22 protein-coding genes, 1 tRNA gene and 1 pseudogene are annotated in these 23,731 nt (G+C 70.6%); 12 read left to right on the top strand and 12 right to left on the bottom strand.

Features of this window, described 5'->3' with window-relative positions:
* Positions 1 to 17: 17 nt before the first annotated feature.
* The 4 genes and pseudogenes from OG417_RS06460 (at position 18) to OG417_RS06445 (ending at position 2,567) form a co-directional block, all read left to right on the top strand.
* Entirely contained in the window at positions 18 to 1,340 is a 1,323-nt protein-coding gene (locus OG417_RS06460) for a hypothetical protein (protein WP_329251134.1), read from the top strand.
* 24 nt (positions 1,341 to 1,364) lie between these two features.
* Positions 1,365 to 1,691, top strand: coding sequence for a DUF5313 family protein (locus OG417_RS06455; RefSeq protein ID WP_329262136.1), 327 nt, complete (start codon positions 1,365 to 1,367; stop codon positions 1,689 to 1,691).
* 215 nt (positions 1,692 to 1,906) lie between these two features.
* Positions 1,907 to 2,113, top strand: a pseudogene (locus OG417_RS54225) (serine hydrolase); the annotation flags it as partial.
* Positions 2,114 to 2,246: 133 nt separating this feature from the next.
* On the top strand, positions 2,247 to 2,567 hold the full coding sequence (locus tag OG417_RS06445; RefSeq protein ID WP_329251127.1) for a hypothetical protein: 321 nt from the start codon (positions 2,247 to 2,249) through the stop codon (positions 2,565 to 2,567).
* Positions 2,568 to 2,600: 33 nt separating this feature from the next.
* Here OG417_RS06445 and OG417_RS06440 read toward each other — a convergent pair whose 3' ends face one another.
* Positions 2,601 to 3,989 carry an NAD(P)H-quinone dehydrogenase gene (locus OG417_RS06440; RefSeq protein ID WP_329251126.1) on the bottom strand — a complete coding sequence of 463 codons (1,389 nt, stop codon included), beginning with the start codon at positions 3,987 to 3,989 and terminating at the stop codon, positions 2,601 to 2,603.
* Positions 3,990 to 4,059: 70 nt separating this feature from the next.
* Here OG417_RS06440 and OG417_RS06435 point away from each other — a divergent pair, with 70 nt between their 5' ends.
* The 8 genes from OG417_RS06435 (at position 4,060) to OG417_RS06405 (ending at position 10,761) form a co-directional block, all read left to right on the top strand.
* A complete protein-coding gene (locus tag OG417_RS06435) occupies positions 4,060 to 4,512 on the top strand; it encodes a gamma-glutamylcyclotransferase (RefSeq protein ID WP_329251124.1) in 453 nt (150 codons plus the stop codon).
* A gap of 36 nt (positions 4,513 to 4,548) precedes the next feature.
* Complete coding sequence (locus tag OG417_RS06430) at positions 4,549 to 5,349, top strand: purine-nucleoside phosphorylase (RefSeq protein ID WP_329251121.1); 801 nt, start codon at positions 4,549 to 4,551, stop codon at positions 5,347 to 5,349.
* A gap of 11 nt (positions 5,350 to 5,360) precedes the next feature.
* Positions 5,361 to 7,001, top strand: coding sequence for a phospho-sugar mutase (locus OG417_RS06425; protein WP_329251117.1), 1,641 nt, complete (start codon positions 5,361 to 5,363; stop codon positions 6,999 to 7,001).
* Between the two features lie 223 nt (positions 7,002 to 7,224).
* Complete coding sequence (locus OG417_RS06420; RefSeq protein WP_329251114.1) at positions 7,225 to 8,445, top strand: sensor histidine kinase; 1,221 nt, start codon at positions 7,225 to 7,227, stop codon at positions 8,443 to 8,445.
* A 210-nt stretch (positions 8,446 to 8,655) separates the two neighbouring features.
* Positions 8,656 to 9,489 carry a hypothetical protein gene (locus tag OG417_RS06415; protein ID WP_329251111.1) on the top strand — a complete coding sequence of 278 codons (834 nt, stop codon included), beginning with the start codon at positions 8,656 to 8,658 and terminating at the stop codon, positions 9,487 to 9,489.
* Positions 9,443 to 9,913: a zinc ribbon domain-containing protein gene (locus tag OG417_RS54220; RefSeq protein ID WP_442875741.1), complete on the top strand. Its 471-nt coding sequence runs from the start codon at positions 9,443 to 9,445 to the stop codon at positions 9,911 to 9,913. The genes OG417_RS06415 and OG417_RS54220 overlap by 47 nt, the downstream gene beginning before the upstream one ends.
* A 108-nt stretch (positions 9,914 to 10,021) precedes the next feature.
* Positions 10,022 to 10,663, top strand: coding sequence for a response regulator transcription factor (locus OG417_RS06410; RefSeq protein ID WP_329251108.1), 642 nt, complete (start codon positions 10,022 to 10,024; stop codon positions 10,661 to 10,663).
* Between the two features lie 25 nt (positions 10,664 to 10,688).
* Positions 10,689 to 10,761 (top strand) — tRNA-Gly (locus tag OG417_RS06405).
* A 686-nt stretch (positions 10,762 to 11,447) separates the two neighbouring features.
* Here OG417_RS06405 and OG417_RS06400 read toward each other — a convergent pair.
* The 11 genes from OG417_RS06400 to OG417_RS06350 all read right to left on the bottom strand — a co-directional run bounded on the left by OG417_RS06400 (position 11,448) and on the right by OG417_RS06350 (position 23,558).
* The gene (locus OG417_RS06400) at positions 11,448 to 12,056 is read right to left on the bottom strand and encodes a hypothetical protein (protein WP_329251105.1); all 609 of its coding nucleotides are present in this window, start codon (positions 12,054 to 12,056) and stop codon (positions 11,448 to 11,450) included.
* On the bottom strand, positions 12,053 to 13,159 hold the full coding sequence (locus tag OG417_RS06395) for an adenosine deaminase (protein ID WP_329251102.1): 1,107 nt from the start codon (positions 13,157 to 13,159) through the stop codon (positions 12,053 to 12,055). Before OG417_RS06395 ends, OG417_RS06400 begins: the two co-directional genes overlap by 4 nt.
* Positions 13,160 to 13,441: 282 nt before the next feature.
* Positions 13,442 to 13,894, bottom strand: coding sequence for an NUDIX hydrolase (locus tag OG417_RS06390; protein WP_329251099.1), 453 nt, complete (start codon positions 13,892 to 13,894; stop codon positions 13,442 to 13,444).
* Positions 13,895 to 13,946: 52 nt separating this feature from the next.
* On the bottom strand, positions 13,947 to 15,224 hold the full coding sequence (locus tag OG417_RS06385) for a thymidine phosphorylase (RefSeq protein ID WP_329251096.1): 1,278 nt from the start codon (positions 15,222 to 15,224) through the stop codon (positions 13,947 to 13,949).
* Between the two features lie 269 nt (positions 15,225 to 15,493).
* On the bottom strand, positions 15,494 to 15,886 hold the full coding sequence (locus tag OG417_RS06380; RefSeq protein WP_329251093.1) for a cytidine deaminase: 393 nt from the start codon (positions 15,884 to 15,886) through the stop codon (positions 15,494 to 15,496).
* Positions 15,886 to 17,142 carry an ABC transporter permease gene (locus OG417_RS06375; RefSeq protein ID WP_329251090.1) on the bottom strand — a complete coding sequence of 419 codons (1,257 nt, stop codon included), beginning with the start codon at positions 17,140 to 17,142 and terminating at the stop codon, positions 15,886 to 15,888. The genes OG417_RS06380 and OG417_RS06375 overlap by 1 nt, the downstream gene beginning before the upstream one ends.
* Positions 17,139 to 18,230 (bottom strand): ABC transporter permease, encoded by a 1,092-nt coding sequence (locus tag OG417_RS06370; RefSeq protein WP_329251087.1) that lies wholly within the window; start codon positions 18,228 to 18,230, stop codon positions 17,139 to 17,141. Before OG417_RS06370 ends, OG417_RS06375 begins: the two co-directional genes overlap by 4 nt.
* Positions 18,227 to 19,747 (bottom strand): ABC transporter ATP-binding protein, encoded by a 1,521-nt coding sequence (locus OG417_RS06365; RefSeq protein WP_329251084.1) that lies wholly within the window; start codon positions 19,745 to 19,747, stop codon positions 18,227 to 18,229. Before OG417_RS06365 ends, OG417_RS06370 begins: the two co-directional genes overlap by 4 nt.
* A 75-nt stretch (positions 19,748 to 19,822) precedes the next feature.
* Entirely contained in the window at positions 19,823 to 20,866 is a 1,044-nt protein-coding gene (locus OG417_RS06360; protein ID WP_329251081.1) for a BMP family lipoprotein, read from the bottom strand.
* A 255-nt stretch (positions 20,867 to 21,121) separates the two neighbouring features.
* A complete protein-coding gene (locus OG417_RS06355) occupies positions 21,122 to 22,405 on the bottom strand; it encodes an amidohydrolase (protein ID WP_329251078.1) in 1,284 nt (427 codons plus the stop codon).
* Positions 22,392 to 23,558, bottom strand: a complete 1,167-nt coding sequence (locus tag OG417_RS06350) for a glutamate--cysteine ligase (protein WP_329251075.1) — start codon at positions 23,556 to 23,558, stop codon at positions 22,392 to 22,394. The genes OG417_RS06355 and OG417_RS06350 overlap by 14 nt, the downstream gene beginning before the upstream one ends.
* Positions 23,559 to 23,731: the final 173 nt, after the last annotated feature.

The raw sequence follows: 23,731 nt of genomic DNA, 5'->3' as shown, positions 1-23,731 counted from the left end.
GCTCACCTGAAGGCCTCATGAAGATACGCCGTCTGACGATCCCCGCCGTACTGGCCGTGGTCGTCGCCATGCTCTTCGGACTCGCGTCGCCGGCCGGCGCGGATCCGTTCAACAGCGTCGTGCAGGGGTTGAAGTCCCAGCGGTTCTACCTGTCCCAGGACGCCGGCGCGTCGCTGTCCTCTTCCGACCGGCAGGCCGTGATCAGCGCGCTCAAGGACGACGACTCCACGATCCGGATCGCGGTCGTCAAGACCGAGCGTGTCAGCGCGAGCGGCCTCACCCAGCTCGACCGCGCCCTGGGCCGCAAGGGCACGCTGATCCTGCTCGACGGCCGCGGCTCCAAGGTGATCGCCGGATCCCACGAGGGCCTGGGCACCAGCAAGGTCAGCGACCTCGTCGCGCAGGCGCGCGGCCAGTCGTCCAGCCTCAAGGACCTCCTGCTCAACCTCAACCAGCAGTTCAACAAGGCGATCAAGGACAAGAAGAGCTCCGGCACCACCGCCGGGCTGGTCCTGCTCGGCGTCCTCGTCCTCCTCGTCCTCGGTGCGGTGTTCGGGATCTTCTTCGTCTCCCGCCGGCGCAAGCGGCGCAAGGAACAGGAGATGGCCGAGCTCAAGCAGAGCGTGTACGAGGACGTCACGCGGCTCGGTGAGGACATCTCCGCCCTCAACCTCAACGTCATGGACCCCGCCCTCGACCCGGCGGCCCGCGACGACTACCAGAAGGCCCTGAACTCCTACGACCAGGCGAAGGCCGCGGTCGAGGCCGCCCAGCGGCCCGAGGACATGCGCAACGTCACCACGGCGCTGGAGGACGGCCGTTACTTCATGACCGCCGTACGCGCGCGGGTCGACGGACGGCCGGTGCCCGAACGGCGCGCGCCCTGCTTCTTCAACCCGCAGCACGGCCCCTCGGTCCAGGACGTCTCCTGGGCGCCGCCGGGCGGTGCGCCGCGCTCGGTGCCCGCGTGCGCGGCCGACGCCCAGCGGGTGCTGTCCGGGCAGGCCCCGGACGCGCGCATGGTGACCGTCGGCGGCTACCAGCGGCCCTACTGGGACGCCGGTCCGATGTACGCGCCGTACGCCGGGGGCTACTACTCCGGCTTCGGCGGTGGTGACATGCTGAGTGGTCTGCTGATCGGCACGGCGCTCGGCTCAATCTTCAGCGGCGGTCTCGGCGGTGGCTGGGGAGGCGGCTGGGGAGGCGGCGGCTTCGACGGTGGCTTCGACTCCGGCGACGTCGGCGGTGGCGACAGCGGTTTCGACATCGGCGGCGGCGACTTCGGAGGCTTCGACGGTGGCGACTTCGGTGGCGGCGACTTCGGCGGGGGCGACTGGTAAGGCACCCGCCGACCGGAGCCGGCCCTGAGCCGGCTGCCCGGCGACCCGGGCCCCCTGCGGCGTGTCCGCTACGCCGCGGGGTTCCGGCTGCCGGAGGAGAACCACAGCTGGGTCCGGCACGACCTGACCGACGCGGGGTGGCGCGGCCGCATGCTGGCCCGCCACCTCGCGCTCATGGTGCCGGTCTGCGTGCTCCTGGGCCTGCTGCCCGCCTCGTGGGGCATCCGCGTCGCGGTCGGCCTGCTGGCCCTGCTGAGCAGCACCTTCGTCGTGATGGTCAACTCGAACGACATCCGCCGCGCCCGCCTGCGCCAGCACGGCCTACCGGTCCCCGACGGCCACGAACGCTGACGGTCACGGCCCCGACGGCCCCGCACGCTGACGGTCGTGGCCGGTCCCCGACGGCTCCGAACGCTGACGGTCGTCCACATCCTGTGGATGGCCGGCGTCGCCGCCGTCGAGCCCCCGAATCCCGTTAAGGTAGATGATCTTCGCGACCGGAACATCCCCTGTGGGCAGCTCGCGGTCGTCCGAAACGGCAAGCTCGTGCTCTCCCGCGGCTACACGTGGAGCGACGACGCGAGCCTCACCACCCAGCCACCTCGCTGTTCCGCATCGCCAGCATCTCCAAGCCGGTGACCGCGACGGCCGTGCTCCGGCTCGTCCAGGACGAGAAGCTGAAGCTCACCGACCAGGTCGCGACGCTGCTCGGGCTGTCGACCACGGCCGACCCACGGCTGAAGGACGTGACGGTGCTGCGGTTGCTCCAGCACCTCGGCGGCTGGGACCGCGCCATCTCTCCCGACCCGATGTTCCAGGACGCGACGATCGCCAAGGCGCTCGGCGTCGCGCTGCCGATCAGCCAGGCCGACATCATGCGCGGGGATCTACGACGGCGGGACGAGCGTGTTGACCGCGGCCTCGATCGAGCAGGCGTTCGCCAAGCCCGAGACCGGGGTCAACAGCAACGGCTGGTACTACGGGTGCGGCTGGATGGTACGACCGGTCACCGGCGGCACCGGCATGAACACCTGGCACGACGGGAGCCTGGCGGGCACGAGCACGCTGCTGGTGCGCCGCTACGACGGGCTGGCGTGGGCGGTGCTGTTCGACCAGCGGCAGGAGGGCAGCGCCCCGAGCCACTCCGACATCGACCCCGCGCTGCACACGGCCGCGAACGCGGTGAAGACCTGGCCCACCGGCGACCTCACCTCGACGTACTTCTGACCGGGACGTCGCCGGCCGGGACGCCACAGCGTCCTAGTAGGCCGACTCCTGCATCAGGCGGCGGGAGGCCTCGGTGATGCTGCCGGAGACCGACGGGTACACCGCGAAGGTGTGGGCGACCTGGTCGACCGTCAGGTGCTGCTGGACGGCCATGGACAGGCCTAGGATCAGCTCGCTCGCGCGCGGGGCGACGATCACGCCGCCCAGCACGATGCTCGTCGCCGGCCGGCAGAACAGCTTCACGAAGCCGTCGAGGAAGCCCTGCATCTTCGCGCGGGGGTTGGTCGACAGCGGCAGCTTCACGATGCGGGCCGGCACCTCGCCCGAGTCGATCTGGGCCTGCGTGACGCCGACCGCGGCGACCTCGGGATCGGTGAAGATGTTGGCGGCCACCCAGCCGAGCTTCAGCGGCTGCACCGCCTCGCCGAGGGCGTGCCACATGGCGATCCGGCCCTGCATCGCGGCGACCGAGGCGAGCATCAGGACGCCGGTGCAGTCGCCCGCGGCGTACACGTGGGCCGCCGACGTGCGGGAGACCTTGTCGACCTGGACGAAGCCACGGTCGTCGAGGTGTACGCCGGCCTCCTCCAGGCCCAGGCCCTTGGTGTTGGGCACCATGCCGACCGTCATGAGGCAGTGCGAGCCCTCGACCTTGCGGCCGTCGGTCAGCGTCACCTCGACGCCGTCGCCGACGCGACGGACGCCCGCCGCCCGCGAACGGGCCAGCAGCTCCATGCCGCGGCGCTGGAAGACGTCCTCGAGCACGCGGGCGGCGTCCTCGTCCTCGTTGGGCAGCACGTGGTCACGGGAGGAGACAAGCGTCACCCGGGACCCGAGAGCGAGGTACGCGCCGGCGAACTCGGCGCCGGTCACACCGGAGCCGACGACGATCAGGTGCTCGGGGAGCTCCGGCAGTTCGTACAGCTGGCGCCAGTTGAGGATGCGCTCGCCGTCGGGCTCGGACCCCGGCAGCACGCGCGGGGTCGCGCCGGTGGCGATGAGGACGACGTCGGCCTGGATCCGCTCGTCGCCGACGGCGACGATCTGCGGGTCGACGAGGCGGGCGGCGCCGTGGACGATCCGGACGCCCTCGGCGGAGACCCGGTCCTCGATGTCGGCGGACTGTGCCCAGGCGAGCTCACGGACGCGCTTGTTGACGAGTGGGAGGTCGACCTCGAGGCCGCCGACGACGCCGTCGGCACCTCCGGAGAACCGGACGCCCAGCGAGGCGGACTCCGAGAGAGTCGCCATGCGGGTGGATGTCGCGATGAGTGTCTTGGAGGGCACACAGTCGGTCAGCACGCAAGCACCGCCGGGGCCGTCGCGTTCGATGACGGTCACATCGGCGCCGAGCTGCGCGGCGACGAGCGCGGCCTCGTAGCCGCCCGGGCCCCCTCCGATGATGGCTATGCGTGTACTCACATGCTTCATTCTCCCGCACTCCGGGAGTTAACGTGCCGCGACGCCCGTCAAGGCCGTACCCTGGGCGATCGTGGCCTTGTATGCGGCGTACGCCTCCAACATGGATCCCGACCAGATGGCGGAGCGGGCTCCGCACTCGCCCCTGCGCACCACCGGCTGGCTCCAGGACTGGCGGCTGACCTTCGGGGGCGAGGACGTCGGCTTCGAGGGCGCCCTGGCCACCGTGGTCGAGGCCTCCGGCGAGCACGTCTTCGTGGTGCTGTACGACGTGCCGGAGTTCGACGAACAGGCGCTGGACGAGTGGGAGGGCGCCGCGCTCGGCGTCTACCGCAAGATCCGCGTCCGCATCGCCACGCTCGACGGCGACGTGCTCGCGTGGCTCTATGTCCTCGACGACTACGAGGGCGGCCTGCCCTCCGCCCGCTACCTGGGTATTCTCGCCGACGCGGCGGAGAAGGCCGGGGCTCCGGACGACTACGTCAAAGAACTCCGCACCCGGCCCTGCAAGTCCCTCGGCGACTGATCGGAAACGGGCCAGACCTGGGTAATCTTGGCGGCTGTGAGCAACGACGCCTACGATCTCGCCCGCTGGGCAGCCGACGGGCTGCGCCGTCACATCTCCGCCGACGCGTTCGACGTCGCCCTCGTCATGGGTTCGGGCTGGGTTCCCGCCGCCGACGCGCTGGGTGCGCCCGCGGCCGAGGTGAACATGACCGAGCTGCCCGGGTTCGCGCCGCCGGCGGTGCCGGGGCACTACGGGCGGATCCGCCTCGTCGAGATCGGTGACAAGACCGCTCTGGTCTTCCTCGGCCGCACGCACCTGTACGAGGGCCACGGGCCCGCGGCGGTCGCCCACGGCGTCCGTACGGCCCTCGCGGCGGGCGTGAAGACGGTCGTGCTGACCAACGCGGCTGGGGGCATGCGGCCCGAGCGGCAGAAGGTCGGCGATCCGGTGCTCATCTCCGACCACCTGAACCTCACCGGCCACAATCCCATCGCCGGGCCGAACTTCATCGACCTCACCGACGCCTACTCACCCGCCCTGCGGACCCTCGCCAAGGAGATCGACCCGAGCCTCGACGAGGGCGTGTACGCCGCGCTGCCCGGCCCCTCGTACGAGACGCCGGCCGAGATCCGGATGCTGCGGACGCTCGGCGCGGACCTCGTCGGCATGTCGACCGTCCCGGAGACGATCGCGGCGCGGGAAGGCGGCGCGGCGGTTCTGGGGATCTCGCTCGTGACCAACATCGCCGCCGGGCTCGCCGGAAAGCCGCTGGACCACGCGGAGGTCCTGGCCGCCGGCCGGGCCTCCGCCACACGCATGGGCGAACTCCTCGGAAAACTCATCCGCGGCCTGTGAGGGAGACGCACATGCACGGCGGCGACAGGGCGCGGGCCGAAGCCTGGCTGGATCAGGATCCCGACCCGGAGACGCGGGCGGAGCTGCGGGCGTTGCTCGACGACCCGGCGGCGCTGGCCGAGCGGTTCGGGGCGAAGCTGGAGTTCGGCACGGCGGGGCTCCGCGGCGCGCTGGGTGCCGGTCCGAACCGCATGAACCGCGTGACGGTCATGCGCGCCGCGGCTGGCCTCGCCGCGGTGCTGACCTCTCGCGACGACCTCCGAGAGTCCTCCGGCGGCGTCTCGGTCGTGATCGGCTACGACGCGCGGCACAAGTCCGACGTGTTCGCCGAGGACTCCGCGGCCGTGCTGTCGGGCGCGGGGATCACCGTGCACCTGATGCCCCGGCCGCTGCCGACGCCGGTCCTCGCGTACGCCGTCCGCCACCTGGGCTGCGCCGCCGGGATCATGGTCACGGCCAGCCACAACCCGCCGCAGGACAACGGCTACAAGGTCTACTGGGAGGACGGCGCGCAGATCATCCCGCCGCTCGATCGGGAGATCTCCACGGCGATCGACGCGGTCGGCCGGGTGGACGAGCTGCCGCGGGACACCGGCCGGCGGGTGCTGGACGAGACGATCGTGGAGGCGTACCTGCGGTCGCTGGCCCGGCTGCCCCTCGGCACGGCGCGCGACGTGACGGCCGCGTACACCCCGCTGCACGGCGTGGGCGGCGAAGTGCTGAGCCGGGCGTTCGCCTGGTGCGGCTTCCCGGAGCCGAGCGTCGTCGCCGAACAGGCCGTCCCCGACCCGGACTTCCCGACCGTGGCCTTCCCGAACCCTGAGGAGCCCGGCGCCATGGACCTGGCGCTCGCCCTCGGCAAGGGCCGCGACCTGGTGATCGCCAACGACCCGGACGCCGACCGGTGCGCGGTCGCGGCCGGCGGGCGGATGCTGACCGGAGACGAGGTCGGCGGGCTGCTCGCGGAGTACGTCCTGCGGCACACCGACGGGCCCGACCGGCTCGTGGCCACGACGATCGTGTCCTCGTCCCTGCTGCGCAAGATCGCGGCCGAGCACGGCGTCCGGTACGCCGAGACGCTGACCGGCTTCAAATGGATCATGAAGGCCGGCACCGACCGCGACCGGCTCGTCTACGGCTACGAAGAGGCGCTGGGCTACTCGGTCGGCGGCGACGACGGCGTGCCCGTACACGACAAGGACGGCGTCGGCGCGGCCCTCACGGTGGCCGCGATGGCCGCCTCGGCCAAAGAGTCGGGCCGTACGCTGCTGGACCTGCTGGACGACCAGGCGCGGCGGTACGGCCTGCACGCGACGGCACAGTTGTCCGTACGGGTGGAGGACCTGTCGGTCATCACGGACGCGATGGTGCGGCTACGGAAGTCACCGCCGGGCGAACTCGCGGGCCGTACGGTGACCGAGATCGACGACCTGGCGGAGGGCCTCGACGGTCTGCCCCCGGCGGACGTGGTACGGCTGCGCCTGTCCGGCGGCGGACGCGTGATCGTCCGGCCGTCGGGCACCGAGCCGAAGCTCAAGTGCTACCTGGAGGTCGTCGTCCCGGTGACGTCCTCGGCGGACGAGGCCCGTACGAAGGCCGCCGCGGACCTGACCGCCCTCCGCGAGGCCGTGGCGGACGCCCTCGGGCTCTGACCGACCGCCCGGAACCCTCCTCCCGTCCAGGCGTCGACGCGGCGAGGCGGGGCATGGGGTTTCGGGCGGTCTCTGAGAGGCGTTCGGCGAACGCCGGCGCGCGGGCTTCCGGCCGGGTCGTCCGGAGCGCGTCCGCGCAGGCCAGCGGCTGCTACTCCCGGCTAACCGAGCGCCTACTTTGGTCGCTAGGCGCAGCCCGGCGGCCCGCTTACCGTAGGGGACCATGAGCGGCACCGAGGCCCCCCGGCCGGAATACCCCTGGCTGCTTCCCGCACTGCTGGCAAGCGGCGAGGACCGCGTGCGCCGGTCCGCCCGTGACTGGGTGATCGACGTCCTCTGCTTCCTGCTGGCGTCCGGCTTCGGTGCCTTCATGCTGTACATCACCGGGCACGGGCCCCACCCGGCCCACCATCCGCCGCGGCTTCCCGACGTCGCCCTCGGCGCGGTGGCGTGCCTGCTGCTCTGGTGGCGCCGGCGCTGGCCGGTGCCCATCGCGCTCGTCCTCGCGCTGCTGGGAACCGTCTCGACGACCTCGACCGGCGCGGGGGCCATCCTGGTGTTCACCGTCGCCGTCCACCGGCGGTTCCGTACGGTCGCGCTGGTCGCCGCCGCACACTTCGTCAGCGGCGCGATCTACTCGGCGTTCTATCCCGATCCGAGAGAGTCGTACTGGGTCGGCGTCCTGTGGACGGTCATCGTCATCGGCGCCGTCGTCGCCTGGGGCATGTTCGTCCGGGCGCGGCGGCAGCTCGTCCTGTCGCTGCGCGACCGCGCCGTACGGGCCGAGTCCGAGCAGCAGCTCCGCGTCGAACAGGCCCGCCACCAGGAGCGCGCCCGCATCGCACGGGAGATGCACGACGTGCTCGCCCACCGGATCTCGCTGCTCAGCGTGCACGCGGGCGCGCTGGAGTTCCGCCCCGACGCGCCCTCGGAGGAGATCGCGCAGGCGGCCGGGGTGATCCGGGCCAGCGCGCACCAGGCGCTCCAGGACCTGCGGGAGGTGATCGGCGTTCTCCGCGACGACGCGAGCGACGCCGCGCCCGAACGCCCGCAGCCCAGCCTCACCGACCTGCCCGCCCTGATCGACGAGTCACGCCGCGCCGGCATGGCCGTGCGCTGGGAGAACCGCATCCGCGACGTGACGATGGTCCCGGCCAACATCGGCCGCAGCGCGTACCGCACGGTGCAGGAGGGGCTGACCAACGCCCGCAAGCACGCGCCCGGCGCGGCCGTTCAGGTGATGGTGGACGGGGCGGCCGGCACCGGCCTGACGGTCGAGGTGTGCAACCCGCTGGTGAAGGCCGCCCCGGAGATCCCGGGCGCGGGAGCGGGCCTGATCGGCCTCACCGAACGCGCGACGCTGGCCGGCGGCCGCCTCGAACACGGCCGTACGCACCAGGGCGACTTCCGCGTCCGCGCCTGGCTCCCCTGGCCCGCCTCCTGAACCGCCGGAGTGAAAGGGCCGTTCCCCGGATCGGGCGAAAGGGGCTGATCGGCCGAGGACACGACTAGTACCTGCCGTAAGCAGGCAACGTTTGCCCTGTCGGTGCGCGAGTCGGCTGTTGAGTTTGTGCGGTGGCTTGGAGGGCCGGGATTTGTCGTATGCGCCTGTTGTAATCATCTGGTGCCTCGACGTGACGATGGTGTTGGGCAGGTGTTGCTGCGGACCGCCCGTGTCGGTCTGCGGATCTCGGCCGGGGCGTGTGTGCTGGATATGAACCGCTGGCGGCGGCAGCGGGAGCTGCCGCCGATTGTGGGTTATCAGGCGTTGTGCCGGGAGCTGTCGGCGGCGGGGCCGGGCACGTTCGGGGAGTTGGACTCGGTCGGGGCACGGTCGGTGCTGCGGCGCTGCAGCGACGCCTGGTTCGCCACGGCCAAACGCCGCAAAGACGGCGAGGAAACGGCACGGTACCCGCGGCGGAAACGCCGGTTGATGCCGGTGCGGTACTACCACGGCACATTCACCCTCGACGGTCGGCGGCTACGGCTCCCGACCGGTCGCGGGAACTTGCCGTTGTGGGTGCGGTTGGCCCGGCCGGTCCCCTACCCGCCCGAGCAGGTGCGGTCGGTCACGTTGGTGTACGAGGGCGGCCGGTTGTTCGTCGATGTCACCGCCGAAGTCCCCGTCACGACCTATCCATCGGGCCAGGAGCCAGACCCACACCGTGTGGCGGGAGTCGACCCGGGGGTGATTCACCCGTTCGCGGTGGCCGGGCCGGACGGGGAGGGCCTGGTGGTGTCGGGACGGGCCATCCGCGCCGAAACCCATCTCCACCTGCGTGACACCAAACACCGGCAGCGCACGATGGCGCAGCGGGCACCCAAACCGGGCCAGGCCGGGTCACGCCGATGGCGGAGACTGCGGGCCCGGCAACGCAAACTCGAAGCCCGCCCACAAACGTCGGGTCCGCCAAGCCCAGCACGAGGCCGCCAAAACCGTCATCGACTGGGCCGTCGCACGCCGGATCGGCACACTGGCGGTCGGTGACCCGCGCGGCGTCCTGACCCTCAAAGCGGGGCGAAGGCACAACCAACGAGTCCAGGCCTGGCGGATCGGGCACCTGATCCGATGCCTGACCGACAAGGCCGAACAAGCCGGGATCGACCTGGTGCTGGTGGATGAGCGGGGCACCTCCTCGACCTGCCCCACCTGCCACCGGCGGGTCCCAAAACCCAAGAACCGGAACTTCACCTGCACTCGTTGCGGGTTCAACAGGCACCGCGACCTGGTCGGCGGCGCCAACATCGCCCGGCATGGACCGGGCGGCACCACCACCACCGGCAATCCCTTCCCGGTGGTGATCACGCACCGTCGAGCCGGACGGCACCTCCCCGGTGCCGGCCGGTCCCGGCGTGACCCCAGGCGATCCCCCATCACGGCACCGCACCCGGGGTCCCCTGGCCGACCGTAGCCCGTCCCACCAAAAGTGGGGAGTCGCTCGCCCACCACAGCGAGGATCAGCCAACCCCGCCTCCCCAACGAGGCAAACGTTGACTGACACGGCACTAGTCTGTGCGGCGTGACCATCCGCGTTCTGATCGTTGATGATGACGCCCTGGTCCGTACGGGGCTGTCGATGATGCTCGCCGGGGCCGAGGATCTGCAGATCGTCGGCGAGGCCGACGACGGTGACAAGGTCGGCGCGCTGGTGGCCGAGCACGCGCCCGACGTGGTGCTCATGGACATCCGGATGCCGAGGGTGGACGGGCTGGCCGCCACCGAGCAGGTACGGCGCCGCGACGACGCGCCGGAGATCATCATCTTGACGACGTTCGACGCGGACGAGCACGTCGTACGGGCCCTGCGGGCGGGGGCCGGCGGCTTCCTGCTGAAGGACACCCCGCCGGCCGACATCATCAACGCCATCCGCAAGGTCGCGGCCGGCGATCCGATCCTGTCCCCGAGCGTCACGCGACGACTGATCGCGCAGGTCACCGAGGTGCGGCGCAGCCCCGCGCTGGCGCTGCTCGACCAGCTCAGCGAGCGGGAACGCGAGGTCGTGGTCGCCATCGGGCAGGGCAAGTCGAACGCGCAGATCGGCGCCGACCTGTACATGAGCGTCGCGACCGTCAAGGCGCACGTCTCACGGCTGCTCACCAAGCTGGATCTGAACAACAGGGTTCAGGTCGCTTTGCTCGCCCATGACGCCGGACTCGTCTGAGGATCCGGTATTCTTACGGGGTCACGCGGACGTGGCTCAGTTGGTAGAGCATCACCTTGCCAAGGTGAGGGTCGCGGGTTCGAATCCCGTCGTCCGCTCGCGGGGCCGGGGGCCTATGCCCTGCTGGTGCAGGGCCGTGGGGCCCGCTCTTCGTGCTAGCCCAGGGGGCGACCCCCTGGAACCCCCCATGTGAGGGGCTTCGCCCCCCACGCCCCCCACGGGTTGCTGCCCGAAGAGGGGCCTTTCTTTTTTCCTTCCAGGACAGCCTGCTGGCACGGCCGATGTGAAGGGCTACGCCCCCCATTCCCCCTACGGGTTACTGTCGGAGGAGGCGGGCTTTCTTTTCGTCCAGAAAGGCTGGCCTACTGACGCGGCCGATGTGAAGAGCTACGCCTCCCACGCCCCCACGGGTTGCTGCCCGAAGAGGGGCCTTTCTTTTTTCCTTCCAGGACAGCCTGCTGGCACGGCCGATGTGAAGGGCTACGCCCCCCATTCCCCCTACGGGTTGCTGCCGGAGGATGGCCTTTCTTTTTGTCCAGAAAGGCTGGCCTACTGACGCGGCCGATGTGAAGAGCTACGCCTCCCACGCCCCCACGGGTTTCTGCCCGAAGAGGGGCCTTTCTTTTTTCCTTCCAGGACGGCCTGCTGGCACGGCCGATGTGAAGGGCTACGCCTCCCATGTCCCCTACGGGTTGCTGCCGGAGGATGGCCTTTCTTTTTGCCCCTGAGGACGGCCTTTTGGCGCGGGCGGGGGAAGGGCTTCCTCGCCTTTTGTCGTCTTGTGTCAGGTTGAGGCGATGATGATGGTTACCGCGGTCAGGATGGCTGGGGCGGCCAGGGCGATGATTGCGGGCCATGCCCAGGTTGAGGTCACCGGGGTGTGTTCGGCGTCTTTGTGTTCGGCGGCCAGTTCGCGGAGTTGCTCTACGGTGAAGTCGGTGGCCGTGCGGCCGCGCATGTACTCGGCTACGGGCTCGGGCAGCTTCTTGTCCTCGCGCCGGGCCTTCAGTTCCTGTTTGGCCCGTGCACGCGGGGAGGTTTGCAGTACGAAGGCGCGGTGCCGCTCCTCGCCGACGTACGCGTAGACCGCGTCGCCGCCCTCGAAGCGGTCGACCGTCCCCCACGGCAGGTGGAGGTCGCGCAGCAGGTTGTGGAAGCGGACGGCCTCGTCGTCGGCGACGATGCGCGGGCGCAGGGCGACGGCGTAGGCGATGCCGCAGCCCAGCAGCATCACCGCGGCGGCCACCGCCGACGCGATGTCGCGGCCCCGCCAGGCCAGGTCGGCGAGGTTGAGGACGGCGAACACCATCCAGGCCCAGCCGCAGAACCGGATGCCGCCGGAACGGAACGTACGGGCGCCGGGCGCCGCCTTGGGGAACACGCCGGCGCTCATGAGTGCGAACGCCACTTCAGCTGCGCGAATCCGGGTTTGATGACGCCGTTGATGAGCTCCAGCCTCTCGTCGAAGCCGATGAACGCCGACTTCATGGCGTTCACCGTGAACCACTGCAGGTCGTCCCAGCCGTAGTCGAACGCCTCGACCAGCTTGGCGAACTCCTCCGACAGCGTGGTGCCGCTCATCAGCCGGTTGTCGGTGTTGACCGTGACGCGGAAGTAGAGACGCCGCAGCGGCCCGATGGGGTGGGCGGCGATCGACTTGGCGGCGCCGGTCTGCACGTTGGAGCTGGGACACATCTCCAGGGGGATGCGCTTGTCGCGCACGTACGCGGCGAGCCGGCCGAGCTGTGGCCGCTCGCCGTCGCGGTCGGTGACGTCGTCGATGATGCGGACGCCGTGACCGAGCCGGTCGGCGCCGCACCACTGGATGGCCTGCCAGATCGACGGAAGCCCGAACGCCTCGCCCGCGTGGATGGTGAAGTGGGCGTTCTCGCGCTGGAGGTACTCGAAGGCGTCGAGGTGCCGGGTGGGTGGGTATCCCGCCTCCGCGCCGGCGATGTCGAAGCCGACCACCCCGGCGTCGCGGTAGCGGACCGCGAGCTCGGCGATCTCCATGCTGCGCGCCTGGTGACGCATGGCGGTCAGCAGCACGCCGACGCGGACGCCGAAGTCACGGCCGCCGTCGGCGAAGCCCTTGAGCACGGCCTCGACGACCTGCTCCAGCGACAGCCCGCGCGACCCGTCGCCGCCCACGCCGCGCGTGTGCTGTTCGGGGGCGTAGCGGACCTCGGCGTACACGACCCCGTCGCGCGCCAGGTCCTCGGCGCACTCGTACGCGACCCGGGTCAGCGCCTCGGCGGTCTGCATCACGCCGACGGTGTGGTCGAAGGTCTCCAGGTAGCGCTCCAGCGAGCCGGAGTCGGACGCCTCGGCGAACCAGGCGCGCAGGTTGTCCGGGTCGGTGGCGGGCAGCCTGTCGTAGCCCGTCTCACGGGCGAGTTCGGCGATGGTCGCCGGGCGGAGCCCCCCGTCCAGGTGATCGTGGAGCAGCACCTTGGGGGCCCGCCGGATGTCATCGAGCGAAGGCCGGTTGGTCACGTGTCGCACATTACCCGCAGGCAGGCCGGATGGGCGCCGATCAGTCTCCCCGCCGGCGACAGAAGGCCTCGGGACAGGGGACATCACCACCTTCATCCACAGTTCCCAGCGCAGCCTGTTGATTACCGAAGCCCTGGGGAAAGCCACGCGAAAGCCCTGACCACCAGGCTGAACGGCCGTATCCCGCATCCTCGGCCGCTCTCCCGCGCGACAAGTTATCCACAGACTGTGGAGTGCCTTGTCCCCCGCCACAGCGGTCCGGAGGGCGGAGTTATCCACAAGTTATCGACGGTCGCCGGTCGGGGTCCTCCACCGGGGATCGATATGACCCAGCCATGCGTCCTGATCGTCCGTCAGCGGTCGTTCGAGCGGCAGTGGCAGGAAACGGCAGGCGAACGTCAGACCGGCGTCGTCTCCACCGCCGCCGACGGTGTGCTGCCATGCGTCGGCCGTGTCCGCGGGCGCCCGAAGGTGGAAGTAGGTGGTCCGGCGCGGCTGATGAGTGTCGGGATGGGGCTTGTCCTCCACGAGGATCGGCCTGATCACCGAGGTGGTGAGCAGGCCGGTCTCCTCGGCGACCTCGCGCAATACGGCTTGCTCCAGCTCCTCACCCGGACGGACACCGCCCGCGGGCACCTGGGTGCCCGCCTGCGGCAGGCCGACGTGGTCGAAGACCAGGAGTTCGGAGACGGAGCGGTGTCTGATCACGTATGCGGCGACGCGGAAACGGGTCACCTGAGCATTCTCCAGATCGATACCGCGACGGGGCGGGGGCGCGCTCAGGTTCTCAAGCGATGCGGTCGATGATCAGTGGGGGCGGGGTGAACGCCTCGCCGACCTCGTACGCGCCCTCCAACGCCTCCAAAGCCCGGCCGAAGCGGTCGGCCGTGTCCGCGTGCAGGGTCAGCAGCGGCTCGCCCTCGCGGACGCGGTCGCCCGGCTTCGCGTGCAACGTGATGCCCGCCGCGTGCGACACCGGGTCCTCCTTGCGGGCGCGGCCGGCGCCCAGGCGCCACGCCGCCACGCCCACTCCGTACGCGTCCAGCCGGGTCAGGACGCCCGTCGCCGGGGCCGTCACCTGACAGGTCTCGTTCGCGACCGGCAGCGCGGCGTCCGGGTCGCCGCCCTGGGCGCTGATCATCGAACGCCAGACGTCCATCGCCGAGCCGTCGCGCAGGGCCTCGGCCGGGTCCTTCGCGCCGGTCAGGCCGGCCGCCGCGAGCATCTCGCGGGCCAGCGCCACGGTCAGTTCGACCACGTCCGCCGGGCCGCCGCCGCCCAGGACCTCCACCGACTCCGCCACCTCCACCGCGTTGCCGACGGCGAGGCCGAGCGGAGTGTCCATCGCGGTCAGCAGGGCCACCGTGTTCACGCCGTGGTCGCTGCCGATACCGACCATGGTCCGGGCCAGTTCGCGCGCGTCGCCGACGTTCTTCATGAACGCGCCCGAGCCCGCCTTCACGTCCAGCACCAGCGCGCCCGTGCCCTCGGCGATCTTCTTGGACATGATCGAGCTGGCGATCAGCGGGATCGACTCGACCGTGCCGGTGACGTCGCGCAGGGCGTACAGCTTGCGGTCGGCCGGGGCCAGGCCCGAGCCGGCGGCGCACACCACCGCTCCCGCCTTGCCCAGAACGCCCAGCATCTCCTCGTTCGACAGCGACGCCCGCCAGCCCGGGATCGACTCCAGCTTGTCGAGCGTTCCGCCGGTGTGGCCCAGGCCGCGTCCGGACAGCTGCGGGACGGCCGCGCCGCAGGCGGCGACCGTCGGCGCCAGCGGGAGCGTGATCTTGTCGCCGACGCCGCCGGTGGAGTGCTTGTCGGTGGTCGGCCGGTCGAGCCGGGACCAGTCCATCCGCTCGCCTGAGCGGATCATCGCCTCGGTCCACCGCGCGACCTCGGCCCGGGTCATCCCCCGCAGCAGGATCGCCATGGCCAGAGCGGCCATCTGCTCCTCGGCGATCTCACCGCGGGTGTACGCGGCGACCGCCCAGTCGATCTGCTCCGGGCTCAGCGAACCGCCGTCGCGCTTGGTGCGGATGACGTCGACCGCGTCGAACTTCATGGTCGCGCTCCCCTCCTCACTCGCTCCGCGGCCGACTCCTCCCTCGCCGACCACTCCGCTCGCTCGTCGGCTCGCCGCTCCGCGCTCATGGTCGCGCTCCCCTCCTCACTCGCTCCGCGGCCGACTCCTCCCTCGCCGACCACTCCGCTCGCTCGTCGGCTCGCCGCTCCGCGCTCATGGTCGCGCTCCCCTCCTCACTCGCTCCGCGGCCAGCTCGTCCCTCGCCGACCACTCCGCTCGCTCGTCGGCTCGCCGCTCCGTACTCATAGTCATTTCTCCAGGTCGTCAGGACCGAACGCGTCCGGCAGTACCTCGCTCATCGGCCGTACGCCGCGTGTGGTCTCCAGCAGCATCGACGGCCCGCCGTGCTCCCACAGCAGCTGGCGGCAGCGCCCGCAGGGCATCACCGGGTCGCCGTGGCCCTCGACCACCGAGACCGCGACGAGGCGCCCGCCGCCGGTGCCGTGCAGCGCCGAGACCAGGCCGCACTCCGCGCAGAGCCCCACCCCGTACGAGGCGTTCTCCACGTTGCAGCCGGTCACGATCCGGCCGTCGTCGGTCAGGCCCGCGGCGCCGACCGGATAGCCGGAGTACGGCGCGTACGCGCGGGCCATGGCCGCGCGGGCCGCCTCCCGCAGCGCGGGCCAGTCGATGTCGGCCATCAGTGTCCTCCGCCTCGTCGATAACGCATGCCGTCGGCGGCGGGCATCCGCAGCCGTTGCGCGGCGAACGCGAGGACGAGCAGCGTCGTGATGTGCGGGCTGTACGTGACGATCTCCCGCGGCAGCGCGTCGGTCAGGAAGAACCACACGAGCACGCCGACGGCGACCACGGTCGAGATCACCGCCGCGAGGACCCGTCGCCGGTACCCACGCCAGACCGCCAGCGCCAGCAGCCCGATGCCGATCAGCAACAGCATGGCGTGCACCGCGCCGGCGCCGCCGCGCAGCTGCAGCGCGTCGGTGTACCCGAACAGGCCGGCGCCGCCGGCGACCATGCCCGGCCGCCAGTTGCCGAAGATCATCGCGGCGAGGCCGATGTAGCCGCGGCCGTTGACCTGCCCCTCCTGGTAGTTCGAGGACGCCACCATGGCCAGGAACACCCCGCCGATACCGGCGAGCGCGCCCGAGATGACCACGGCGGAGTACTTCATCCGGTAGACCTTCACGCCGAGCGACTCGGCGGCGACCGGATTCTCCCCGCAGGAGCGCAGCCGCAACCCGAACGCGGTCCGCCAGAGCAGGTAGTACGACACCGGCACGAGGAGGATGCCGACCAGCGTGATCGGCGAGAGGTTCGTCAGCACACCGCGGACCAGGCCCGCCAGGTCCGAGACGAGGATCCAGTGGTGCTTCTCCAGCGAGCCGAGCGGCTTGCCGACCCCGGGCACGCTCCACGTCGGAAAGCTCGGCAGCGGCGGCGACTGGGTCGCCCCGCCGCCCTTCTCGTCGGTGAACAGCAGGTCCGACAGGTATCGCGTCACGCCGGGCGCGAGGATGTTGATCGCGACGCCGGACACGATGTGGTCGACGCCGAACGTCACCGTCGCGACCGCGTGCAGCAGCCCGCCGACGGCTCCGGCGACGATGCCACCGAGCAGCCCGAGCCACGGGTTGCCGCTGAAGTACGACGCGAAGGCAGCGCCCCAGGTGCCGAAGGTCATCATGCCTTCGAGGCCGATGTTGATGACGCCGGAGCGTTCGGACCACATGCCGCCGAGCGCGGCCATGCCGATCGGCACCGCGAGGGCCAGGGTCGCGCCCATGGTGCCGCTGGAGGTGATGTCGGACTCGCCGGTGATCAGCCGCAGCAGGATCAGCGCGACGAAGATGCCCCCGCCGACGACCAGTATCCGCGTACGGCGCCGCTCGCGGTCGCCGGTGTCCGGCGCCGGAGTCCGGATCTCCTGCTCGATCATGCGGCGACCTCTCCGAGCTGGGCGGCGACATGCCGCTGGTCGATGCGCTGGCCGACCCGGTTGACGACCTCGTAGACGACGACCACCGACAGGAGCACCGCGGCCTGGGTGATCGCCACGATCTCCTTGGGAATGTCGTTGAAGTCCAGGATCTGCGATGACACGTCCAGGAACGCCCACAGCAGTGACGCGAACGCGATGCCGACCGGGCCGTTGCGGCCGAGCAGCGCGATGCCGATCCCGGTGAGCCCGATGCCGGTCGGGAAGTTCAGGGAGTAGGTGTAGGACTCGCCGAGCAGCTGCGGCATGCCGATCAGGCCCGCGATCGCGCCGGAGATGACCATGGCCATGACGACCATGCGCCGGGCGTCGACACCGCTGGCCACGGCCGCGCTCTGAGACAGACCGGTCGCCCGCAGGTCGAAGCCGAACCTCGTGCGGTTGATCATGAACCAGAAGCCGATGCCGGCCAGGACGGCGAGCACCAGGAGGCTGTAAAGCTTCAGGTCGGTGCCGGGGAAGGGGGTGCCGGGTACCCGCCCGGAGTGGGAGATCGTCTTGGTGCCGATGTTGTTCGGGCCGAGCTGCACCGCGAGTCGGCCGGGATTCAGCAGGTAGGCGATGATGCCGGTGGCGATGAAGTTCAACATGATCGTCGAGATGACCTCGCTCACCCCGCGGGTCACCTTCAGCAGGGCGGGAACGGCCGCCCAGAGGCCGCCGACCAGCACCGCGACGGCGACGATGACGATCTGGTGGAGCACGACGGGCAGGTTCCACGCGCCGCCCGCCGCGGCGGCGAGCATCGCGGCCAGCCGGTACTGCCCGTCGACGCCGATGTTGAACAGGTTCATCCGGAACCCGACCGCCACGGCGAGCGCGGACAGGTAGTAGCTCGACGCCTTGTTCAGCGTGTTGACGATGCTGTCCGGCTCCTTGCCGAACTCGAACATCGCCTGAAACGTCGACGGCGGGTTGAACCCGCTGATCGACAGCACGATCGAGGTGAGGGCGATCGAGAAGACGAGCGCGACGAACGCCGCGACGAGGGTGCGGGTCCAGGACCTCGCGAACAGGCGGTAGATCACGCGGCGCTCCCCTCTCCGGCGCCGGTCATGAGGGAGCCGAGCTGGTCCGGTGTGATGGTGGCGGGATCGGCCTCGCCGACGAGCCGGCCGCGCAGGATCACCCGCAGCGTGTCGGACATGCCGATCAGCTCGTCGAGGTCGGCCGAGATGAGCAGCACCGCGAGGCCCTCGGCTCTCGCGTGCCGCAGGTGGTCCCAGATCGCCGACTGCGCGCCCACGTCGACGCCGCGTGTCGGGTGGGCGGCGATGAGCAGCTTGGGGTCGTTCGACATCTCCCGGCCGACGATCAGTTTCTGCTGGTTGCCGCCGGACAGCGAGGCGGCGGTGACGTCGATGTTCGGCGTCCGTACGTCGTATTCGCGAACGATCCGCTCGGTGTCGCTCCGGGAGCCCTGCCGGTCGATCAGCACGCCCTTGACGTTGGGCGGCTGGGTCTGGTGGCCGAGGATGCGGTTCTCCCACAGCGGGGACTCCAGCAGCAGGCCGTGCCGGTGCCGGTCCTCGGGGATGAAGCCGATGCCGGCCTCGCGGCGCCGCCGGGTGGCCATGCCGGTCAGCTCGGTGTCGCCGAGCCGGATGACGCCGGCGTCGAGGGACAGCATGCCCATGATCGCCTCGACCAGCTCCGCCTGGCCGTTGCCCTCGACTCCGGCGATGCCGAGGATCTCGCCCTCGTGAATGGTCAGGGAGACGTCGTCGACGACCGCGCGGCCGGTGGCGTCGCGTACGGTCACGCCGTCCATGGTCAGGACGGGGACGTCGGTCACGGTCGACTCGCGCAGCTCCGGCACGGGCAGTTCGCTGCCGACCATGAGCTCGGCGAGCTGCCGGGCGGTGACGTCGCCGGGCCGTACGGTGTCGACGGTGGTGCCCCGCCGGATCACCGTGATCGTGTCGGCCACCGACAGCACCTCATCCAGCTTGTGCGAGATGAAGATGACGGTGAGTCCCTCACGCTTGAGCTCACGCAGGTTGCCGAACAGCTCCTCGACCTCCTGCGGCACCAGGACCGCGGTGGGCTCGTCGAGGATGAGGATCTTCGCGCCGCGGTAGAGCACCTTGAGGATCTCGACGCGCTGGCGGGCGCCGACGCCGAGCTGCTCCACGAGGCGGTCGGGCTCGACGCCGAGGCCGTACTGGTCGGAGATCTCCCTGATCCGCCGCCGAGCCCTCCCGCCGATGCCGTGGAGTTTCTCCGCGCCGAGGACGACGTTCTCCAGCACGCTGAGGTTGTCGGCGAGCATGAAGTGCTGGTGCACCATGCCGATGCCGCGGGCGATGGCGTCGGACGGGCTGTGGAGGGCGACCTCCACGCCGGCCACCTTGATCGTCCCCTCGTCCGGCCGCTGCATGCCGTAGAGGATCTTCATCAGGGTGGACTTGCCCGCGCCGTTCTCCCCGACGATCGCGTGCACCGTGCCCGCCGCGACCTCGATGTCGATGTCGTGGTTGGCCACGACACCGGGAAAACGTTTGGTGATGCCGTGCAGCTCGACCGCCGGCTCAGTGGTGGACATGGGCTGCTCCTACGCCAGTGAGCCCGGGAGAGCGACCGAGTCGGCCGGCCTCCCGGGCCCGAACACTGAACGCCGTCACTTCTCGGGCGGCGTGATCTTTCCGGAGATGATCTGCTGCTTGAGGTCGTTCAGCGTGGTCGTCATGTCGCCCAGCGCCTGCGGGTTGGACGTGGAGTAGTCGATGCCGTCGTTCTTGAGGCTGAAGCGGACGTCGCCCTTCTGGACGGTGCCGTCGCCGACGCTCTTGACGAAGTTGAACACCGCGGTGTCCACGCGCTTGAGCATCGAGGTCAGCACGTACGGCTTCTCGGCCGCCGACGCCGTCTGCCACTGGTCGGAGTCGACGCCGATGAACCACTTCTTCGCGGCCGTCGCCGCCTCGAGGGAGCCGGTGCCTGACAGGCCCGCCGAGGCGTAGACCACGTCGGCGCCCTGGTCGTACATGCCCTGGGCGATCGTCTTCCCCTTGGCCGGGTCCTTGAAGCCGCTGAAGTCCGGCGGCTGGGAGATGTACTTGATCTGGACCTTGATCTTCGGGTTGATCTTCTTGGCGCCCGCGACGTACCCGGCCTCGAACTTCTTGATCAGCGGGGTCTGCACGCCGCCGATGAAGCCGATGTTGCCGGTCTGGGACTTCTTGGCCGCCGCCGCACCCACGAGGTAGGAGCCCTCCTGCTCGGCGAAGAGCAGGTCGGTCACGTTCGGCTGCTGGATGGTGTCGTCGTCGACGATCGCGAACTTGGTGTTCGGGTACTTCGGAGCGACCTTGCCGAGGGCCGTGGCGTACACGAAGCCGACCGCGACGACCGGGTTGTAACCCGACTTGGCCAGCAGCTCGAGCCGCTGGATCTTGTCGTTGTCGCTCTCGCCCTCTTTGGCCTCGAGGTCCTTGACGTCGAGCTTCAGCTCCTTCTGGACCTTCTGCAGGCCGGCGTACGCGGCGTCGTTGAACGACTTGTCACCCCGCCCGCCGACGTCGTAGGCGAGGCCGACCTTCAGGGTCTTCTTGCCGTCGCCACCGCCGCCACCGGTGGTCGCCTTCTTCCCGCCACAGCCGGCGGCGCTGAGCGCCATGACCGCGCTCGCCGCGATGGCGACTATCTTCACTCCACGGCGCAAGGTAGCTCCTCCGTTTGTCCCAGCCCCGCCCGAAATGTGCCACTGGCACGAATCTTTTGGACCCTATTGGGCCCCGGGGACCGGACGAAACAAACCTACCGTGTCGCAACGTGTCCGTTATCAAGGCGAAAGCGCATCGTCACAGGTCAGGGCCTATGAGCGCCGTCCGGGCGCCTGCCTCGCCACGAGCGGAGAACCGTGAGTCGCCGACGGTCACCTGCGGCGCGTTCTCGTCGGCGCGCCGCAGGACCGGCGTCATACGGTCGCGGCGCTCTCGACGGCCTCCGGCTCGACAGCGCTGTTGTGGGCCTCGCCGAGCGCCAGCAACGCCGCGGCGGCCATGAACCGCACGCCGTTCGCGATGCAGCGCTCGTCCACGTCGAACGTCCCACGGTGCAGGTCGTAGGCCCCGGCCATACCGGGCGGGGCGACGCCGAGCCGGGCGAGCGCCCCCGGAATCGACTCCAGGTACCAGGCGAAGTCCTCACCGGCGAGACTCTGCGGCGTCGGCACCACGCTGTCCTCGCCGAGGGCGCTCTTCGCGGCCTGGCGGAGGAGATCGACGGTCGACCTCTCGTTGATCGTCGGCGGAACACCACGGACGTAGTCGAGCTCGGACTTCACGTCGTACGCGCTCGCGACGGAGTCCAGAAGCGCCTTCATCAGGTCGGGTGCCGCGTGCCACGCCTCGTCGTCGAAGCAGCGCACGGTGCCCTGCGCGATGCCCTCGTCCGGAATCGCGTTGGCGACCGAGCCCGCCGACACCCGCCCCCACACGAGGCTGAGGCTGGAGCGGGGATCGACCCGCCGGGAGAACGCGGCCGGAAGCTCCGTGACGATCTTCGCCAGGGCGTACACGAGGTCGGCGGTCAGGTGGGGGCGCGCGGTGTGCCCGCCCGGGCCGGTGACGCGGACCGTGACCTTGTCACACGCCGCGGTGATCGGGCCCACCCGCAGGCCGACCTGCCCGACCTCCACGCGCGGGTCGCAGTGGAGGGCGAAGATCCGGTCGACGCCGGCGATGCCGCCGGCCGCCATGACGTCGAGGGCGCCGCCGGGGTTCTCCTCGGCCGGCTGGAAGATCAGGCGCACGCGGCCGGGCAGCTGGCCGGCCTTCGCCTGCTGGGCGAAGAACTGCGCCACGCCCAGCATGACGGTGGTGTGGACGTCGTGTCCGCAGGCGTGCGTGACGCCCGGCACCGTCGAGCGGTAGGGGACGTCCTTCTCGTCCGGCAGGGGCAGCGCGTCGATGTCGGCGCGCAGGGCCACGACCGGCCCGTCGCCGCAGCCGACCTCGCAGATCAGGCCGGTGCCCTTGGGGAGCGGCACCGGGTGCAGCCCGGCCGCGGTCAGCTCCTCCGCGATGCGGGCGGTCGTGCGGTGCTCGGCGTAGCCGAGCTCGGGGTGCATGTGGATGTCGCGCCGGAAGGCGATCAGCCGGTCTTCCTGACCGGTGAGGTAGGAGTCGAGCTGCGCCCGCAACCCTCCCGTCCCAGGCCCGTCCGTGGGCTCACCGCCGCGGAGTTCAGATCCCCGCATGTGTCACCTCCCGTGGATTCACGAATCTGTCCTCCCGGAACTCTGTGATGCCGGCGCCGACGACGTCCTCGAGCGAGCCGCCGGCGGCGATGATGCCGCGCTGACGCTCGTACGGAGCGCCGTGGTCGAGCACCTCCGAGACGACCTTCAGGTCTTCGGCGCAGCCGAGCCGGTCCGCGATGGGCTCCAGCTCGTGCACCAGTTCGTACAGCTCGTCGCGGAGCGGGGCCGTCGTGCCCTGGTCGTCGGTGATGACGATGGCGTCCAGGCCGTACCTCGTCGCACGCCACTTGTTGTCGCGTACGACCCAGGTGGCCGGACTCGGCAGGGTGTAGCCCCGGTCGAGCTGGTGGTCGAAGAGCTCGACGAGCGACTGGCAGAGCGCCGCCGCCATGCCGACCTCGCGAAGGGTCGGGATGCCGTCGAACATCCGGATCTCGATGGTGCCGAAGTCCGGATGCGGGCGGATGTCCCACCACACCTCTTTGATGCTGCGGATCGTGCCGGCCCGCAGCAGCGTGTCCATGTAGTCCTCGAACTCGCCCCAGTCGGCGAGCAGGTGCGGCGGCCCGGCCGTGGGGAGCTGGCCGAACACGATCGCCCGGCTCGAGGCGAGGCCGGTGTCGTGGCCGCTCCAGAAGGGGCTGGAGGCGGTCAGCGCGAGGAAGTGCGGCAGGTAGGCCGACAGCGCGTTCACCATCGGCACGGCCTTCTCCGGGGAGCGGACGCCGACGTGGACGTGCACGCCGTAGGTCTGGATGCGCCGCGCGAGCCACTGCATCTGCTCGACGAGCTCGGCGTAGCGCTGGACCGGTGCCATGACGGCGTCGCGCCAGTCGCTGATCGGGTGGGTGCCGGTGCAGGCGAGCGCGGTGCCCCGCGGGTCGGTCACGGACCGCAGGTCGGCGATTGTCGCGGCGAGGTCTGCGCGGGCCTCCGAGACCGTGTCGCAGATGCCGGTGACGATCTCGACGGTCGACTCCATGAGCTCGTGCCGGATTTTCGGGTTCTCCCGCGCATCGCTGGGGCCGGGCAGCGCGGCCAGCACCTCACGCGCGTCCTGGCGCAGGCGCATGGTCTCGGCGTCGACGAGCTGAAGCTCCCACTCGACGCCGAGAGTCGCCCCTCGTGATGCGTTGAACTCGATGGCCACGGCCAACCTCCGATCTCAATCCTTGCAGGTTAATGCCGCGTACGTGGCACAATCCGGCCAGGACGTCCGACGCGCGGCAGCGACCGCGCCCCACGCCGGATCAGGTGACCATGATGCCGCCGATGGCGCCCGGCCTCCCGACGTCTTTGCCCCGCGATGAGCGGTTGACTCAA

This window comes from Actinoallomurus sp. NBC_01490 (assembly GCF_036227085.1).
Taxonomy (GTDB): Bacteria; Actinomycetota; Actinomycetes; order Streptosporangiales; family Streptosporangiaceae; genus Actinoallomurus; species Actinoallomurus oryzae.
This window is presented reverse-complemented; position numbering and strand designations above follow the sequence as displayed.

Coding starts and splice junctions, on each gene's coding strand:
- OG417_RS06460 (WP_329251134.1), top strand. CDS start 18: ATGAAGATACGCCGTCTGACGATCCCCGCCGTACTGGCCGTGGTCGTC.
- OG417_RS06425 (WP_329251117.1), top strand. CDS start 5,361: ATGCACGGCGGCGACAGGGCGCGGGCCGAAGCCTGGCTGGATCAGGAT.
- OG417_RS06420 (WP_329251114.1), top strand. CDS start 7,225: ATGAGCGGCACCGAGGCCCCCCGGCCGGAATACCCCTGGCTGCTTCCC.
- OG417_RS06400 (WP_329251105.1), bottom strand. CDS start 12,056: ATGAGCGCCGGCGTGTTCCCCAAGGCGGCGCCCGGCGCCCGTACGTTC.
- OG417_RS06385 (WP_329251096.1), bottom strand. CDS start 15,224: ATGAAGTTCGACGCGGTCGACGTCATCCGCACCAAGCGCGACGGCGGT.
- OG417_RS06380 (WP_329251093.1), bottom strand. CDS start 15,886: ATGGCCGACATCGACTGGCCCGCGCTGCGGGAGGCGGCCCGCGCGGCC.
- OG417_RS06375 (WP_329251090.1), bottom strand. CDS start 17,142: ATGATCGAGCAGGAGATCCGGACTCCGGCGCCGGACACCGGCGACCGC.
- OG417_RS06365 (WP_329251084.1), bottom strand. CDS start 19,747: ATGTCCACCACTGAGCCGGCGGTCGAGCTGCACGGCATCACCAAACGT.
- OG417_RS06355 (WP_329251078.1), bottom strand. CDS start 22,405: ATGCGGGGATCTGAACTCCGCGGCGGTGAGCCCACGGACGGGCCTGGG.